The 16,139-nt window shown below is 55.0% G+C and carries 14 protein-coding genes and 1 tRNA gene; 1 reads left to right on the plus strand and 14 read right to left on the minus strand.

The window, feature by feature from the left end; all coding sequences use genetic code 11:
- Positions 1-116: 116 nt before the first annotated feature.
- From gyrB to CIK95_RS13005, 4 genes are all read right to left on the minus strand, one after another.
- The gene (gene gyrB / locus CIK95_RS00410; RefSeq protein WP_094387287.1) at positions 117-2,087 is read right to left on the minus strand and encodes a DNA topoisomerase (ATP-hydrolyzing) subunit B; all 1,971 of its coding nucleotides are present in this window, start codon (positions 2,085-2,087) and stop codon (positions 117-119) included.
- 39 nt (positions 2,088-2,126) lie between these two features.
- Positions 2,127-2,576, minus strand: a complete 450-nt coding sequence (locus tag CIK95_RS00415; RefSeq protein ID WP_094465965.1) for a hypothetical protein — start codon at positions 2,574-2,576, stop codon at positions 2,127-2,129.
- Between the two features lie 212 nt (positions 2,577-2,788).
- The gene (gene rpsT / locus CIK95_RS00420; protein ID WP_022310659.1) at positions 2,789-3,043 is read right to left on the minus strand and encodes a 30S ribosomal protein S20; all 255 of its coding nucleotides are present in this window, start codon (positions 3,041-3,043) and stop codon (positions 2,789-2,791) included.
- Positions 3,044-3,071: 28 nt separating this feature from the next.
- Positions 3,072-3,143, minus strand: a tRNA-Glu gene (locus CIK95_RS13005).
- A 104-nt stretch (positions 3,144-3,247) separates the two neighbouring features.
- Between CIK95_RS13005 and CIK95_RS00425 the strand changes: the two genes are divergently transcribed.
- On the plus strand, positions 3,248-3,970 hold the full coding sequence (locus tag CIK95_RS00425; protein WP_094465966.1) for a DNA repair protein RecO: 723 nt from the start codon (positions 3,248-3,250) through the stop codon (positions 3,968-3,970).
- A 76-nt stretch (positions 3,971-4,046) separates the two neighbouring features.
- Here CIK95_RS00425 and CIK95_RS00430 read toward each other — a convergent pair whose 3' ends face one another.
- The 10 genes from CIK95_RS00430 to CIK95_RS00475 form a co-directional block, all read right to left on the minus strand.
- Positions 4,047-4,496 carry a GatB/YqeY domain-containing protein gene (locus tag CIK95_RS00430; protein ID WP_094387916.1) on the minus strand — a complete coding sequence of 150 codons (450 nt, stop codon included), beginning with the start codon at positions 4,494-4,496 and terminating at the stop codon, positions 4,047-4,049.
- Positions 4,497-4,514: 18 nt separating this feature from the next.
- Positions 4,515-5,858: a cell division protein FtsZ gene (gene ftsZ / locus CIK95_RS00435; protein WP_254045973.1), complete on the minus strand. Its 1,344-nt coding sequence runs from the start codon at positions 5,856-5,858 to the stop codon at positions 4,515-4,517.
- Between the two features lie 37 nt (positions 5,859-5,895).
- Positions 5,896-7,317, minus strand: a complete 1,422-nt coding sequence (gene ftsA / locus CIK95_RS00440; protein ID WP_094465967.1) for a cell division protein FtsA — start codon at positions 7,315-7,317, stop codon at positions 5,896-5,898.
- A 13-nt stretch (positions 7,318-7,330) separates the two neighbouring features.
- A complete protein-coding gene (locus CIK95_RS00445; RefSeq protein ID WP_371591338.1) occupies positions 7,331-8,134 on the minus strand; it encodes a cell division protein FtsQ in 804 nt (267 codons plus the stop codon).
- A gap of 3 nt (positions 8,135-8,137) precedes the next feature.
- On the minus strand, positions 8,138-9,511 hold the full coding sequence (gene murC / locus CIK95_RS00450; RefSeq protein ID WP_094387281.1) for a UDP-N-acetylmuramate--L-alanine ligase: 1,374 nt from the start codon (positions 9,509-9,511) through the stop codon (positions 8,138-8,140).
- A 2-nt stretch (positions 9,512-9,513) separates the two neighbouring features.
- On the minus strand, positions 9,514-10,626 hold the full coding sequence (murG, locus tag CIK95_RS00455; RefSeq protein ID WP_094465969.1) for an undecaprenyldiphospho-muramoylpentapeptide beta-N-acetylglucosaminyltransferase: 1,113 nt from the start codon (positions 10,624-10,626) through the stop codon (positions 9,514-9,516).
- Between the two features lie 153 nt (positions 10,627-10,779).
- Entirely contained in the window at positions 10,780-12,048 is a 1,269-nt protein-coding gene (locus CIK95_RS00460; RefSeq protein ID WP_094387911.1) for an FtsW/RodA/SpoVE family cell cycle protein, read from the minus strand.
- An 11-nt stretch (positions 12,049-12,059) separates the two neighbouring features.
- On the minus strand, positions 12,060-13,391 hold the full coding sequence (gene murD, locus CIK95_RS00465) for a UDP-N-acetylmuramoyl-L-alanine--D-glutamate ligase (RefSeq protein ID WP_094465970.1): 1,332 nt from the start codon (positions 13,389-13,391) through the stop codon (positions 12,060-12,062).
- Between the two features lie 10 nt (positions 13,392-13,401).
- The gene (gene mraY, locus CIK95_RS00470) at positions 13,402-14,670 is read right to left on the minus strand and encodes a phospho-N-acetylmuramoyl-pentapeptide-transferase (protein WP_094465971.1); all 1,269 of its coding nucleotides are present in this window, start codon (positions 14,668-14,670) and stop codon (positions 13,402-13,404) included.
- A 13-nt stretch (positions 14,671-14,683) separates the two neighbouring features.
- Entirely contained in the window at positions 14,684-16,138 is a 1,455-nt protein-coding gene (locus CIK95_RS00475; protein ID WP_094465972.1) for a UDP-N-acetylmuramoyl-L-alanyl-D-glutamate--2,6-diaminopimelate ligase, read from the minus strand.
- Position 16,139 lies beyond the last annotated feature (1 nt).

Genomic DNA, 16,139 nt, shown 5'->3' on the forward strand with positions numbered 1-16,139 from the left:
AAAATCAACGATACCACTATCTTCGTGGCGGATATAGCCATCGTCGTGACCAGCAAAAAAGAAGGCACACCTCTTGTCATAAGAGGCGTGCCTTTTTTAGGTAATTGACATTTTGTTTAAGCGTCGATATTGGCGTAGGTAGCGTTCTCTTCGATGAAGATACGGCGTGGTTCTACGTCATCGCCCATAAGCATAGAGAAAATTTCGTCGGCGTCGGCGGCATTCTCTATAGTCACTTGTTTGAGCAATCGACTTTCAGGATTCATAGTGGTTTCCCACAGCTGCTCGGGGTTCATCTCACCAAGACCCTTGTAACGCTGGGTGTGAAGGGCTTTGTCGGAATCGTTTCCGCCAGCATATTTCTCGATAAACTGTAGGCGTTGTTGTTCGGTATAACAGTATTCGCTCTTGTCCTTGTACGAGCAACGGTACAGGGGAGGCGTGGCGATATACAGGTGGCCGTCTTCGATGACCTTGGGCATGAAGCGGTAGAAGAGCGTCATGATGAGGGTGTCGATGTGAGAACCATCGACATCGGCATCGGTCATGATGATAATCTTGTCGTAGCGCAGCTTGTCGATGTTGGCCTCGCGGTCGTCCTCGCCTTCGACGCCGAAACGCACGCCGATACTCTGGATGATGTTCATTACCGACTCAGCCTCAAAGACACGGTGCCACTGCACTTTCTCTACGTTGAGGATTTTACCTCTCAGCGGCAGGATGGCCTGGCGGAAACGGTCGCGGCCCTGCTTGGCAGAACCACCGGCGGAGTCACCCTCGACGAGGAAAATCTCACACTCCTTGGGGTCCTTGTTGGAGCAGTCGGCCAACTTGCCGGGCAGACCGCCGCCGCTCATCACGTTCTTGCGCTGCACGCTTTCGCGGGCCTTGCGGGCGGCGATACGTGCGGTGGCAGCCAGTACCACCTTCTCGCAGATGCGCTTGGCCTCGACGGGATGCTCTTCGAGATAATCGTTGAGCGCTTCGCCCACAGCCTGCTGCACGGCACCAGCCACCTCAGAGTTGCCCAGCTTGGTCTTGGTCTGACCCTCAAACTGTGGCTCGGCTACCTTGATGGAAATCACTGCGGTAAGTCCCTCGCGGAAGTCTTCGCCGGCAATCTCTATCTTGGCCTTTTCAATCTGCTTGGAGATGGTGGGCTCGTTGTCGGCATAAGCCTTGAGCACACGGGTGAGAGCCGTACGGAAACCGGTGAGGTGGGTACCGCCCTCTATGGTGTTGATATTGTTGACATAAGAGTGGATGTTCTCCGAATAGTCGGTGTTGTACATGATAGCCACCTCGATAGGGATGCCCTGCTTCTCGGTCTTGAGATAGATGACGTCGTCGAAGAGGTGGGCGCGGTGACGGTCTACGTAGCGCACAAACTCCTTCAGACCGTCCTTGGCATGGAAGACCTCCTGACGGGTCTTGCCCTCGGCGTCGGGGCGCGCATCGGTGAGGGTGATGCGGATGCCGGCGTTGAGGAATGCCAGCTCGCGCATACGGCGAGCCACGATGTCCCACTGGAATGTGGTGGTGGTGAAGATGCTGCCATCGGGCCAGAACTGCTGGCGTGTACCGCGCTTGTCGGTCTCGCCCACTACCTTGACGGGGTAGAGAGGCTTGCCCTTCTCATATTCCTGCTGGTAGATTTTGCCGTTGCGGAACACCTGCGACATCATGTGGCTTGACAGGGCGTTGACACAGCTTACACCCACACCGTGGAGACCACCGCTGACCTTATACGAACCCTTGTCAAACTTACCACCGGCATGGAGCACGGTCATAACCACCTCCAGAGCCGATTTGTGCAGTTTCTCATGCATATCCACGGGGATACCGCGGCCGTTGTCTTCCACCGTTACCGAGTTGTCCTCGTTGATGGTCACTTCTATATCTGTGCAGTAGCCTGCCATCGCCTCGTCGATAGAGTTGTCTACCGTCTCGTTAATCAGGTGATGCAGACCCTTTTCGCTAATATCGCCGATGTACATGGCAGGGCGCTTGCGCACTGCCTCCAAGCCTTCGAGTACCTGAATGTTACTCGCCGAATAGTTGCTTTCTATGTTATGATTATCTTCCATTTCAGTATGGTACAAGTTTGATTGCAAAGATAGTAAAATTCATTGACATAGCGAAACATTTGCCCCGTTATTTTGACCTCTGTTTCCATCAGAAACTCCCTTTGCCCCGACGTTATAAAAGTTTAACTGTTTGCGCACCCAGTCTGCCTCCACAGAGGCTGTCGTATGCGGTGTGTGGGGCTTTGTGGTACACGCTTTCGCCTTGTTGAGGGGCAGTCGCATAGGCTCGCGTTCGCCGGCTGTAACAGTGCTGGTGTGGTGCACCAGCGTGGCGACACCCGTGTGCTCCGTCCCGACCATTGTGCGTATGACCGAAACCATTGTGCGTATGACCGAAATCATCACCCTTGCCGTCATAGTCATCTCTGTGGCGGTAAAGTTCTTCTCAAGGTTTGCATCGGTTATTTCAGGGTTTGCCGTGAGTATTTCCAACTTTGCAATAGTCATTTCCGGCTTTGCTCTCAACTTATTGGTCTGCTCCGTCATCATTGTCGCTGCGGGGAGTGCGACTGCTGGTTTACTATCTGTGTCCTGAACTGATGATGACGGTCTGCGCGATTGCAAATCAGTGCGTTGTAGGCGATTTGGCTTTGCTCTGTCACCGGCGACAGCGTGCCGCTCTCTGCCCTCGAGGCATATAACCAAAGAGACCACTACTTGTGGTAGTGGTCTCTTTGGGGTAGGATATATTGTTTTGTGAATTATCCCAGCTTGCTGATGTGGAGAGCGAGGCTTGACTTCAGGTTCGCAGCCTTGTTCTTGTGGATGATGTTGGTCTTTGTGAGCTTGTCCAACATGGCCTGTACTACGGGGTACAGCTTAACAGCCTCTTCCTTGTCTGTCATTGCGCGCAACTTACGTACGGCGTTGCGCATAGTCTTTGCATAATATTTGTTGTGCAAAGTCTTTGTCTTTGTCTGACGAATTCTCTTCAGTGATGATTTGTGATTTGCCATCTTATTATACTTTCTTTTTTATTATTTGTAGTCCCTAGGAGAGTCGAACTCCTCTTTAGAGAATGAAAATCTCTCGTCCTAACCGATAGACGAAGGGACCATCTGTCTATTAGCGGATGCAAAGGTAGATACTTTTAACGAAATGTGCAAATTTTCTTCAAAGAATTTTCTATAAAAGGCTGTTTTTTATTACTTTTGTAGTCTATGATGGTCAAAACAAACGCAATAGTACTCAAAACCAATCCCTATGCTGACCGCAAGATAGTGGTGGAGATGTTCACGGCAGACTACGGCTACCAGTCGTTTGCGGTGACGGTTCCGGCGACCAAGCGCGGCAAGTTGAAGCGGCAGTATTTTATCCCGCTTTCGAGGTTGGAGATAGCCTATGACATGCGACCCAACCGCCGGTTGCAACTCCTGACGGATGTAAGGTTCAGCACGATGGCCACCTACATGTACGAAGATGCGGTCAAGCTGCCCGTAGCGCTCTTTGTGGTCGAACTGCTCACCACCGTAGCCCGCCACGAGCACGAAAACCGGCAACTCTTTGAGTTTGTTGACGCTTCGATAGATGTGTTGGAGCTCGATGGCGAGCATACTGCCAACTTCCACCTCGTGTTTATGACCATGCTCACGCGCCTGGTGGGCATTGCGCCCGACGAGGAAACCTATGCCGCCGGCAGCTGGCTCGACCTGCGCGAGGGATGCTTCACTCTGCTTCGCCCTGCCCATCAGGATGTGGCTCAGCCCGAGGTGGCGCGGCGTATAGCTCTCTTCCTTCGCGGTGGTTTTGAAGGTGTTGCGATGCCGATGAACCGCGACGAGCGCAACTGCTGTCTCGACGCTCTGATGGACTATTACCGTCTGCATCTGCCCTCTTTTCCCGAGCTCAAGTCTGTGGCCATTCTGCGCCAACTGTTCCAATAGAAACATCCCGACACGCTATGGCCAGTTGTCCATAACGTGTCGGGATGCTATATATATAATAAGGTGTAACGGCTGCCTATGCCAGCAGTCGCTTTACAATCTGCGAGACTGCTCCGCCGTCGGCCTTGCCTGCCAACTGCTTGGTGGCGATGCCCATGACGCGCCCCATATCCTTCATCGATGAGGCTCCGGTCTCGGCTATGATGCCCTTGACGATCTCTTCTATCTCTGTGGCGCTGAGCTGCTTGGGCAGATAGCTCTCGATGACGGCGGCCTGGGCCAACTCTTCTTCAGCCAGGTCGGCGCGACCGTTGGCTGTGTAGGTGGCTGCTGTCTCGCGGCCCTGCTTGGCCAGCTTCTGCAGTATCTTGAGCGCGGCGGCATCGTCGAGTGTGTCGTTGGCTCCCGGGGCGGTCTTGGCCTCGAGAAATACTTTCTTGATGTTGCGGAGGGTCATGAGGCGCACCTTGTCGCGGGCCTTCATGGCTTCCTTGATATCGTTGCTTACTTGTTCAAACAAATCCATAATGTTTAGTTTCAATGGTTATACGAATGAAATGATGGAGTTGGCAGTGCCGTCGTTGCCGCCGTCATCGGCAGGTTTGCTCTCGGTGTGTCCCGATGCCTGACGGGTTATCTCGTCTATCATGTTCTTGGAGCGCTTGTAAGTGGGCGTGTTCTCGATGGCGAGTATCACGTCCTCGTTGTCAAGGTATTCGGGCGAAAAGAGGAAAATGTGTGGACGGCGCTTGTACTCCATGGTCTTCTCGCCGCTGCCGTAGTACACGCCCATGCGTGCCTTCTTCTGGGCATCGGCTTCGGCTTTCTTGGCCATATTGTCTGCCTCTTCCTGGGTGTACTTCTTGGTCTGGTGTTCCTGCATGCCGTCGATATTCTTGATGCCGAAACCGGTGGCGAGGATGGTCACCTTGACCTTCTCACCCAGATTGGGGTCGAGGAATATGCCCCACTTGGACTGATAGTCACAGTTGAAGTGCGACATGAACTCATTGACTTCGTTCATCTCCTCCATACGCAGTCCCTCGTTATTGGCTTTGTCTGCGGCGAAGGTGATACTGAGCAGAATCTTCTTGGAATTGTAGATGTCGTTGTTGTTGAGTAGCGGCGAGTGAAGCGCGCTCTCGATGGCTTTGCGCAGTCGGCCCTCGCCCTCGCCGTAACCGGTACTCATGATGGCCACGCCGCCGTCTTCGAGCACGGTGCGCACGTCGTTGAAGTCGAGGTTGACGATGCCTCGGCTGGTAATGATTTCGGCGATGCTCTTGGCAGCCACGCTCAGCGTGTCATCGGCCTTTCCGAAGGCGTTGAGCACCGACAGGTCTGCATATACCTCGCGCAGACGCTCATTGTTGATGACCAGCAGTGCGTCTACGTTCTTTGCCAGTTCCTCTACACCGTCGAGGGCTTTGTTGATTTTCTTTTCGCCTTCCCATAAAAAGGGTATGGTGACAATGCCCACAGTGAGGATGCCCATGTCCTTGCTCGCCTTTGCTATGACGGGCGCTGCTCCGGTGCCGGTACCTCCGCCCATTCCGGCGGTGATGAATGTCATCTTGGTGCCGTCGTCGAGCATGGCCTTGATGTCGTCCAGGGTTTCTTCTGCGGCTTTACGCGCCTTCTCGGGCACGTTGCCCGCGCCGAGTCCTTCCTTGCCCAGCTGGATGTGTACGGGTACGGGCGAAGCGTTGAGCGCCTGTGCGTCGGTGTTGCACAGCACGAAACTCACGTCGTGTATGCCCTCTCTGTACATGTGGTTTACGGCATTGCCGCCACCACCGCCCACGCCGATGACCTTGATGATGTTGACCTTCTCGGGAACTTCAAAGATAGGCAGGGTGCCGTTGGTTGTATTGTTGTCTTTATCCATGATAGTCATGCTTGATTGTGGTGTGAATTACGATTGCTTATTCTTCCTCTGTGATAATCTGTGAGAAGAAGTTCTTGAGCTTAGCCTTGTTGCGGTGCCAGAAACTGTTCTCGCGCTCCTTCTTGCGTTCCTCTTCAGCCTCTCTCTGCCGCTTCAGTTCTTCCTCCTCTTCCTTCTTGCGCTTAGCCTCTTCGGCAGCGGCCTTCTCTTCGGGCGTCTGTATGATGCCCTTGCCTGGCTGGTGGGGTTCCTTGGGCTTCTCTGTAGTGGTGTAACCCTCGTCTTCAGGGGCGAAGAGCGAGTCGTTGATGTCCTTGCCAGCGCAGTTTTCGTTGCCGCGCTCGAGCAGTCCCAGTACTGTGTTCATGCGGCCGTCGTGAGCGGTGATTTCGGGCTGGTTGGCATTGATTACACCGTTGACAAACTTGGCAATTCTGATTTTCTCGATGGGGGTGAAGGTATGGAAAGCCTCGACGATGTTGCGCATGTTGGAACCGCCGCCGGTGAGGATGATGCCGCCCAGCATCTTGTCGGAAAACTCGTTGGGCATCTGGTACCACACGTTGCGGATGATTTCCTCCATGCGCGACTCTACAATCTCTATGAAGCGGCGGCTCTCTATCTTGCGTCCGTCGCCCACGGCGAGTTCGAGCGTGTTGTCGATGTCAGCGTTGTTGGTATAAGCGCAACCATACTCGAGCTTCATCTCTTCGGCCCTTTCCTCGTCTATCTGGAGCGAGGCGATGTCCTTGGTGATGTTGTTGCTGCCCAGTGGTATGACGGCGATATGGCGCAGGATGTTCTTGTAGTATACCGACACGGTGGTGGTCTCGGCGCCCAGGTCTACGAGCATACATCCGCTGCGCTTCTCCGACTCGGTGAGCACGCTGTCGGCGAGCACCAGCGGTGCGAGATACATCTCGACGATGTTGATGCCGGCGCTCTTGAAGCACTCGTTGCAGGCGTAGTAGAACTTCTTGCGCCACAATATGTTAAGGAAATTGCCTTCCAGATGCTTGCACTGTATGCCTGCGGGGTCAAGCTGGAGCTGGTTGTCAACCTTGTATTCCTGAGTGATGGCATCGATAATCTCCTGTTCGGGATAATCCATGCTGCGGTTGGCGTCCATGAGTTCGTCTATCATGTCCTGGCGCACGATGGCTCCCTCTTCCAGGTCTTTGACAATCACATTCTTTACGCTGCGTATCGACTGTCCTCCTCCGCATACATACACGCCTGCTATCTTGGACTTGAGCGAGTGTTCAAGTTTGTTGACGATGTTGGTCAGACACTGTACCGTGCGGTCGTGGTTATAGACTACTCCCTTGCGGATGCATGCCGAAGAGTCTTCTTGCGCTACGGCGAGGATGCTGATGCTGCCATCAAGGTTCTTCTTTCCGGCCACGCCTGTAATCTTGGACGAGCCCAGTTCGATAGCGATTATAAATTCCTTTGCCATACGTTATATTGTTTTATTCTTGTTTACTTTTCTTGCAGATAATCTGGTTGTCAAATTCGAGATTGATGTACGAGTAGCGGTTCCATCCTGCCTGGGAGAGTCCGTACTTGTAGAATTTCTTGAGACGGTCCATCTTGTGACGGGTGAAGTCAGCTATCTGCTTCTGTCGTTCTCGTGGTGTCTTGGCCTCGGGCAGCTGACCTATATATATAATATGGTTGCCCACTCTGGGCACGAGCTCGATGCCGAGGTCGCTGAGGACGTTGATTTGTACTATCTGGTTCTTCCAGAAGTCGCTCGCCATGAGCGTCTGGACAAGATAGGCGATGTAGTTTCGGGCATACCACTGGTTGATGTTGCCCGTGGCGATGATGAGGTCGCTGGTGTAGTGGGAGTTGGGCATGATGCTGCACTTGTCGTCGATGTAGTAGTCGGTGCCGTTGTTGGCCTTGACTCTCACGATAGGCATCAACTGGCTGTAGGCTATGTTGACCTGTCCGTCCTGAGTGATGTAGCACTCGGCGGTCTTGACAAACGGGCTCGCCATGAGGCTTTCCTCTATCTGTCGTGTCCTAATCTGGGTGATGGGCTTTCCCAGCGGAAACAGGCCCTGCTTCTTCAGTCGGGCCTTGATTTCGTCGCTGCCTATGAAGCCGTCGGTCTTGGAGTCGGTAATCTGTATGTTGACCTTGGTACACCTGCGTCCCTTGTCGTCAAACTTGTTGAACGCGGTGAAGGCCATGCACAGATACACGCCCAAGGCGATATCTACCATGATGAGGAGTCCTCTCTTCCAGTTGAATCGTAGTCTTGCCACTCTTTACTTGTTGTCTATGATGTGAGCTATCTCGTCGGTATAGTTGTCCAGGTCGCCGGCGCCCAGGATGATGAGCACGTCGAAGTCGCGGCTCTTGACATAGTCTATCACGTCGTCCTTGCGGATGATGGCCTTCTCCACGCCAGGCTTGAGGTTGTCGTAGATGAGCTGGCTGGTGACGCCGGGAATGGGCTGCTCGCGGGCGGGGTAAATCTCGGTGAGTATTACCTCGTCGAGCTGGCTCAGCGCGTCGGCGAAGTCGCGGTAGAAGTCGCGGGTTCGGGTATAGAGATGGGGCTGGAAGATGGCCGTAATCTTGCGGTCTTTGTACAGCTCGCGCATACTCTTGGCGCTCTGGAATATCTCTTTGGGGTGGTGGGCATAGTCGGAGAGCACCACGTGGCGGCTGTTCTTCAGCCTGAAGTCAAAGCGGCGGTCCACACCTCCGTAGGTAGCCATGCCGTGACGCAGTTCATCGGGGGTACATCCGTTGAGCTGGGCCATAGCCATGGCAGCCACGCCGTTCTCGATATTGATGGGGATGGGCTGGCCCAGCACGATGCCGTCGACGCGCTCTATGGGCGATACGAAGTCGAAGCTGATTTCGCCATTGTCTATCTTGATGTTCTCGGCATGGAAGTCGCCTTCGTTGAGGCTGTAGGTATAGACCTTCACGCCCTCCTGCACGTCGGCCTTCATCTCCAGACCAGTGTGGATGACGAGCGCTCCTCCGGGCTGGATGAGCGTGGTGTAGTGGCGGAAGCTCTCGAGATAGGCTTCCTTGGTGCCGTAGATGTCCAAATGGTCGGGGTCGGTGGCTGTGATGACGCTCATCCAGGGGCGCAGCCAGTGGAAACTGCGGTCAAACTCGTCAGCCTCAATCACGATGTAGTCGCTCTCGCTGAGGATGTAGTTGGTGCCATAGTTCTTGGAGATTCCTCCGAGGAAGGCGTTGCAGTCTACGTGGCTCTCGTGCATGATGTGGGCACACATGGTGGATGTGGTGGTCTTGCCGTGGGTTCCGGCAAAGCACAGGCCCTTGTGGGTGCGGGTGAGGGTACCGAGCACCTGGGCGCGCTTCTCGATGGTGAAGCCGCCCTCACGGAAAAAGACCATCTCCTTGTGCTCGGCAGGGATGGCGGGAGTATAGATGACCAGACAGGTGGCTGTGTCGCGACATGGTTGGGGTATTAGGTCCACGTTCTCTTCATAGTGGATGTCCATACCTTCACGTTCCAGCTGACGGGTCAGCTCTGAGGGGGTGCGGTCGTAACCTGCAACGGTCACGCCCTTGTGCAGGAAGTAGCGGGCGATGGCACTCATGCCTATGCCGCCGGCTCCTACGAAATATACAGACTTGATATCTTTCAGTTCCATAGTTATTGTCTTGTTGCTAATTTGATTACCTCGTCGGCAATGGTGTCGGCAGAGTTTTCTACGCCCAATGTGAGGATGTTGTCGTGGAGCGAGGTGAGCTTGTCCTGGTCCTTGACGGTCTCGATGGCCCGCTGGAGCAGTATCTCGGGAGCCTCGGCGTCCTTGACGAATATGGCGGCGTTGTGGTTTACCAGCGCCATGGCGTTGTGGGTCTGGTGGTCTTCGGCCACGTTGGGGCTGGGCACCAGGATGACAGGCTTGCCAATCAGGCAGAACTCGCTGATGGAGCTGGCGCCGGCTCGGCTTATCACGAGGTCGGCTGCCTTGTAGGCGGCGCCCATGTCGCTGATGAAGTCGGTCACGTGGAGCATCGGCATCGGCTCTTCACCTTTCAGGCGTTGGGCGATGGCGTCGCTGTAGTACTTTCCGGTTTGCCAGATGAACTGCACGCCCGACTCTCTGACCATGTCCAGATGCTGGAGCACGCTCTCGTTGATGGTGCGGGCACCGAGGCTTCCGCCCACGAGCAGTATGGTCTTCTTGGCGGGGTCGAGGCCGAAACGCTCGATAGCCTCTTCGCGGCTGAGCGTGGTCTCGATGAGGTTCTGGCGCACGGGGTTGCCCGTGAGTATGATTTTGTCGGCGGGGAAGAAGCGGTCCATGTGTTCATAGGCCACACATATCTTCTCGGCCTTCTTGGCCAGCAGACGGTTGGTCACTCCGGCATACGAGTTCTGCTCCTGGATGAGGCAGGGTATATGCTTGGCGGCACACATGTTGAGCGTGGGACCGCTGGCATAACCTCCTACGCCCACGGCTGCCATGGGGCGGAAATCGCGGATAATCTTCTTTGCCATGCGCTGGCTCTTCCATATCTTGAAGAGTACGGCAATGTTGCGCAGAGGGTGCTTGCGGTCGAATCCGCAGATAGGCAGGCCCTTTATCTCATAGCCTGCGGCAGGCACGCGCTGCATCTCCATGCGTCCCAGTGCACCCACAAAGAGTATCTTGGCATCGGGGCGCTTGGCCTTGATGCTGTTGGCTATTGAGATGGCGGGAAATATGTGTCCGCCGGTACCTCCTCCACTGATGATGATTCTCAGTTCGTCTTCCATTTTCGTTTCCGTTACTTTATTCAGGCAAAAATAGCTAAAATATTTTGATTTATGCGTGATTTATCCAAATATTTTTGGTTTCATCCATGATTTCTTTGTCTCCCGTGATGAATCCCAGTGTGAGGGTGCCCATCTCGGGGGGTAGCGTGGGGCTCAGACGGCGGCAGGCTGGGCGTTGGCAGCCGGCGTGCGCTTCTTCGCCGAACGGCTGATGCTCAGTATCACTCCGATGTAGACGCAGTTGATGACCGTCGAGGTTCCGCCCTTGCTGATGAGGGGTAGCGGCTGACCCGTGACGGGCGCCAGACCCACAGCCACACACATGTTGAACAGTGCCTGGGTCACCAGCATCAGCGCCAGGCCCATCGCGAGGAATGCGGGGAAGTTGTTCTCGCACTGGTTGGCTATCTTGGCGGTTCTGAAGAGCAGGATGATGTAGAGGAATGCCACACCTCCGGCTCCTATGATGCCCATCTCCTCGATGATGATGGCGTAGATGAAGTCTGAGAACGCCTGCGACAGGAAGTCGCGCTGCTCGGAGTTGCCCGGACCTTTGCCTATCACGTTCGACGAGGCTATGGCGATATTGGCATACGACACCTGCGCGTCCTTGTCCAGGTCTACCGAGTCTGGGGGTATATCCTTGGAGTTCATAAACTTGTCTATACGCGTCTTCCAGGTGTCGGCGCGCTTCAGGAACCACGGGCGCTTCTCAAACAGGCCGTCCTTGTCGTCGCCCACCACCGTCACGTTGTGTGCCGCCAGCAGTTTCTTCTCTTCATTGACGTCCTTGCCGAACGCCATGATGAAGAATATACCCGCCACGCCCAGCAGGGTGACCACTCCCAGCAGCTTGCCCAGCTGGGAGTAGGGCGTGCGGCCTATGAACATCATCATGACGATGACCAGGAACAGCAGTGCTGCCGTCGAGAGGTTCTCGCCACAGATGAGGGCCAATATTGCTATCGAGAGGCCCATCACCCACTTGAAGGCGTTCTTGTCAGCGCCGTTGTCGGTCTGCAATACACTGTATATCTGTGCCGTGGCAAGCACCATGGTGCCCTTGGCAATCTCAGATGGCTGGAAACTCAGTCCGAAGATATTGAGCCAGCGGCTGCCGCCATTGATGTTCTGACCAGCAGCCAGCACGGCGCCGAGCGTGATAATCGACACTATGAGCAGAAACGGCAACGCCACCTTGAAATAGCGGCACTGGATGTTGAGGGTGATAATCATGCAGAATATGCCCAGTATCAGCAGGAATATGTGCTTGAACATAGGGCTCAGATAGCTGCCGCCCTTGTACGCCAACTGCGACGAGGCAGAAAATACCTCGACGATACTGATGATACAGAGGAAGAAGAATACCATCCATATCACCTTGTCGCCTTTGAACAGTTTGCTTAAGGTGTTGTTTATCATCTATCTTGTTGTTATGACTGTCTTACTAACTGCTTGAACTGCTCGCCGCGGTCTTCCATGTTCTTGAACAGGTCGAAGCTGGCGCAGCAGGGACTCAGCAATACGGTGTCGCCCTCAGCGGCAAGTTCGTTGCAGGCAGCCACACAGTCTTTCATGCTGTGGGTGTCGCGTACGGGCAGCCCCAGTGAGTCGAACGCCTGGTGCAGCTTGGTGTTGTCGGCGCCGAGATAGACCAGAGCCTTACACTTCTCCTTCACCAGGTCGGTGAGGGTAGAGTAGTCGTTGCCCTTGTCCTTTCCGCCCACGATGAGTATGGTGGGGGTGGTCATGCTTTCCAGCGCATACCAGCAGGCATCGACGTTGGTGGCCTTGGAGTCGTTGATATACTGCACGCCATGCAGACGGCAGACTTTCTCCAGACGATGCTCCACGCCGGGGAAGTCGCTGAGACCCTGGCGTATCACCTCGGGAGCGACGCCAGCCAGATGGGTGGCAAGTCCGGCTGCCAGAGAGTTGTACATATTGTGTTTGCCAGCCAGACTCAGCTCCTCCTGCTTCATCTCCAGCCGTGTTGGCGCCGTGAGCACATACTCTCCGTCGGCGATATAGCCCTTGAGGGCGTCGCTCTTTTCCAGTCCGAAGGGGTAGAGCGTGGCTCCCACGGCAGTCTTGGTCAGTTCGTGCTGGATTACGGGGTCGTCGTTCCAGTAGATGAAGGCGTCGGCCTTGACCTGGTTCTGCGTGATGCGCATCTTGGCGTCGGCGTAGTTCTCAAACTTGAACTCGTAGCGGTCCAGATGGTCGGGGGTGATGTTGAGCAGTACGGCGATGTCGGCGTGGAAGTCATACATGTTGTCGAGTTGGAAGCTGCTCAGCTCTATCACGTACCAGGCGTGCGGAGTCTCTGCCACCTGCAGGGCCAGGGAGTGGCCTATGTTGCCAGCCAGCCCCACGTCGTAGCCCGCCTTTTCCATGATGTGGTAGATGAGCGATGTGGTGGTGGTCTTGCCGTTGCTTCCGGTGATGCAGATCATGCGGGCGTCGGTATACCTGCCTGCAAACTCTATCTCGCTTATCACGGGAATGTTGCGAGCCATCACCTTCTGTATCATCGGTGCTTCCTTGGGTATGCCGGGGCTCTTTATCACCTCGTCGGCATTGAGTATCTTGTCTTCGCTATGGTGTCCTTCTTCCCATTCTATCCCGTGGCTGTCGAGCATGGCCTTGTAGTGGTCCTTGATGGCCGACATGTCAGACACAAAGACATCGAAGCCCTCTTTCTGAGCCAGGATAGCGGCGCCCACACCACTCTCGGCGGCGCCTAAGACAACAATTCTTTTCATTCTCTTGTTCCTATCTTATTTTTAATGTGATAATGGTAAGCGCGGCCAGTATGATGGTGACAATCCAGAAGCGCAGGGTAATCTTGGATTCATGCACCACGGTGTGCGGGCCCTTGATGACATAGCGGCAGTCGGCGTCGAGCTGGCTGTCCTGTGTGCGGAAGTTGTCGTGGATAGGTGTGCGGCGGAAGATGCGCTGCTTCACGCCATGGCGTTTGCCCATCTTGTAGTACCACACCTGCAGGATGACGCTGAGACTTTCCACAAAGAAGATGCCGCAAAGGATGGGCAGCAGCAGTTCCTTGTGGATGATGATGGCACACACGGCGATGATGCCGCCGATGGTGAGCGAGCCGGTATCACCCATGAAGACCTGGGCGGGATAGGCGTTGTACCAGAGGAAACCGATGAGGGCTCCCACAAAGGCGCACATGAACACCACCAGTTCCTGCGAGTCGGGAATATACATGATGTTCAGGTACGAGGCAAACTCTATATGCGAACTCACATAGGCGAGTATGCCCAACGCCACGCCAATGATGGCCGAGTTGCCGGCACACATGCCGTCCATGCCGTCGTTGAGGTTGGCACCGTTGCTCACTGCCGTCACCACGAGGATGGTCATGATGACAAAGAGTATCCATCCTGCCGCCGTCTTGTACTTGCCGCAGAACGACATGAGGTACGAGTAGTCCAGGTTGTGGCCCTTGACAAACGGGATGGTCGTCTTGAGCGACTTCTTGGCTTTGGTGCGGTGTTTCACCACCATCTCCTGCCCCTGGCGCTGTATCGAGAGGTTCTCATACATCTTCACGTCGGGCGAAGACCATAGCACCAGACCCACAATGAGGCCTATGCCTATCTGGCCCACTATCTTGTATTTGCCCTTGAGGCCCTCCTTGTTGTGGTGGAATATCTTGATAAAGTCGTCCATACCTCCCAGGAAACCCAGCCATACGGTGGTGATAATCATCAGGATGAGGTAGATGTTGCGCAGACGCCCCAGCAGCAATACCGGTATGAGGATAGAGACGATGATGATGATGCCGCCCATCGAGGGCACGCCTATCTTCTTTACGCCAAACGGGTCTATCGAGGCGTCGCGCTGTGTCTCGGTTATCTGCTTGCTCTTGAGATATTTGATGAACTTCTCGCCAAACCAGGCCGAGATTACCAGCGACAGGATGAGCGCCAGCAGCGACCTGAATGAGATGTAGCCCCATATGTGCGACCCGCTGATGCCAAACTGTTCCAAGAATCTGAATAAATAGTACAACATGGCTCTTCTCCTTTTATTGGTTGTTGAAGATGTCGCGCAGCACCTCCTTGTCATCGAAGTGGTGCTTTACGCCCTTGATTTCCTGATAGTTCTCATGACCCTTGCCGGCAACGAGTATCACGTCGCCCTTCTCGGCCATCATGCAGGCGGTGCGTATGGCTTCCTTGCGGTCGGTGATGGCCAGCACGTTCTTGCGCTGCTGTGCGTTGAGGCCCGCCAGCATGTCGTTGATGATGTCCTGTGGGTCTTCAAATCTGGGATTGTCGCTCGTGATGATGACCTTGTCACTCTGGCGCACGGCTTCCTGTGCCATGAGCGGGCGCTTGCCCTTGTCGCGGTTGCCGCCTGCACCACACACGGTGATGACGTGGCCCTTCTTGTTGAGCACTTCGTGGATGGCGTTGAGCACATTGGCGAGGGCGTCGGGGGTGTGGGCATAGTCCACGATGGCGGTATATCCCTCGGGCGAGCGCACCGGGTCCAGACGACCGCTCACGCTGTGCAGCGTGCTCATCGTCACCAGTATGTCTTTGGCGTCCTTGCCCAGCATGCGGGCGGCGCCATAGACGGCGAGCAGGTTGCTCACGTTGAACTTGCCGATAAACTGCACGCCCACTTCCTGTCCGTCTATCTCCAGATACATGCCCTCGAAGTGGCACTCCAGTATGCGGGCTCTGAAGTCTGCCATCTGTCGTATCGAGTAGGTCTTCACCTGGGCCTTGCAGTTTTGCACCATTACCATGCCGTTCTTGTCGTCGGCGTTGGTGATGGCAAATGCCGACTTGGGCAGGCCATCAAAGAAGGCCTTCTTGGCGTTGCGGTAGTTTTCAAAGGTCTTGTGGTAGTCCAGATGGTCGCGGGTGAGGTTGGTGAATATGCCTCCGGCAAACTTGAGTCCGCCGATGCGCTTCTGGGCGATGGCGTGCGACGAGCATTCCATGAACGCATATTCGCAGCCAGCCTCTACCATGCGCGCCAGCAGTGCGTTGAGCTCTATGGGGTCGGGTGTGGTGTGGTCGGCGGCTATTGCCTCGTCCTCGATATAGTTGCAGACGGTAGAGAGCAGACCACAGCGGTGCCCCATCTTACGGAACATATTATATAATAAGGTGGCGATGGTCGTTTTGCCATTGGTGCCGGTCACGCCCACCAGTTTGAGTTTCTTGGACGGCTCTCCGTAGAAGACGGTGGCCACGCGCCCCACGGCGTCTTCGGTCGAGTCTACCTGTATATAGGTCACACCCTCGCAGAGTTGGTCTGGCATTTCTTCGCAGAGTACGGCCACGGCGCCCTGGTCTATGGCTTTGCCGATAAACTTGTGGCCGTCTACCTGAGTGCCACGCATGGCCACAAAGAGGTGGCCTTTGGCTATGCGGCGTGAGTCGATGTTCACTCCGGTAATCTCAACCTCGCTGTCGCCTGCGACTTGCAGAGGCTTGATGTTCTTGAGAAGTTCGTGTAGCTTCATA

The organism is Prevotella sp. P5-108, assembly GCF_002251385.1.
Lineage (GTDB): Bacteria > Bacteroidota > Bacteroidia > Bacteroidales > Bacteroidaceae > Prevotella.

Bases quoted from the DNA above. Each gene is read 5' to 3' on its own strand.
- CIK95_RS00415 (WP_094465965.1), bottom strand. From the start codon at position 2,576: ATGATGACGGAGCAGACCAATAAGTTGAGAGCAAAGCCGGAAATGACT.
- CIK95_RS00460 (WP_094387911.1), bottom strand. From the start codon at position 12,048: ATGATAAACAACACCTTAAGCAAACTGTTCAAAGGCGACAAGGTGATA.
- ftsZ (WP_254045973.1), bottom strand. From the start codon at position 5,858: ATGGATAAAGACAACAATACAACCAACGGCACCCTGCCTATCTTTGAA.
- murC (WP_094387281.1), bottom strand. From the start codon at position 9,511: ATGGAACTGAAAGATATCAAGTCTGTATATTTCGTAGGAGCCGGCGGC.
- murG (WP_094465969.1), bottom strand. From the start codon at position 10,626: ATGGAAGACGAACTGAGAATCATCATCAGTGGAGGAGGTACCGGCGGA.
- CIK95_RS00425 (WP_094465966.1), top strand. From the start codon at position 3,248: ATGATGGTCAAAACAAACGCAATAGTACTCAAAACCAATCCCTATGCT.
- ftsA (WP_094465967.1), bottom strand. From the start codon at position 7,317: ATGGCAAAGGAATTTATAATCGCTATCGAACTGGGCTCGTCCAAGATT.
- CIK95_RS00475 (WP_094465972.1), bottom strand. From the start codon at position 16,138: ATGAAGCTACACGAACTTCTCAAGAACATCAAGCCTCTGCAAGTCGCA.
- rpsT (WP_022310659.1), bottom strand. From the start codon at position 3,043: ATGGCAAATCACAAATCATCACTGAAGAGAATTCGTCAGACAAAGACA.
- murD (WP_094465970.1), bottom strand. From the start codon at position 13,391: ATGAAAAGAATTGTTGTCTTAGGCGCCGCCGAGAGTGGTGTGGGCGCC.
- gyrB (WP_094387287.1), bottom strand. From the start codon at position 2,087: ATGGAAGATAATCATAACATAGAAAGCAACTATTCGGCGAGTAACATT.
- mraY (WP_094465971.1), bottom strand. From the start codon at position 14,670: ATGTTGTACTATTTATTCAGATTCTTGGAACAGTTTGGCATCAGCGGG.
- CIK95_RS00430 (WP_094387916.1), bottom strand. From the start codon at position 4,496: ATGGATTTGTTTGAACAAGTAAGCAACGATATCAAGGAAGCCATGAAG.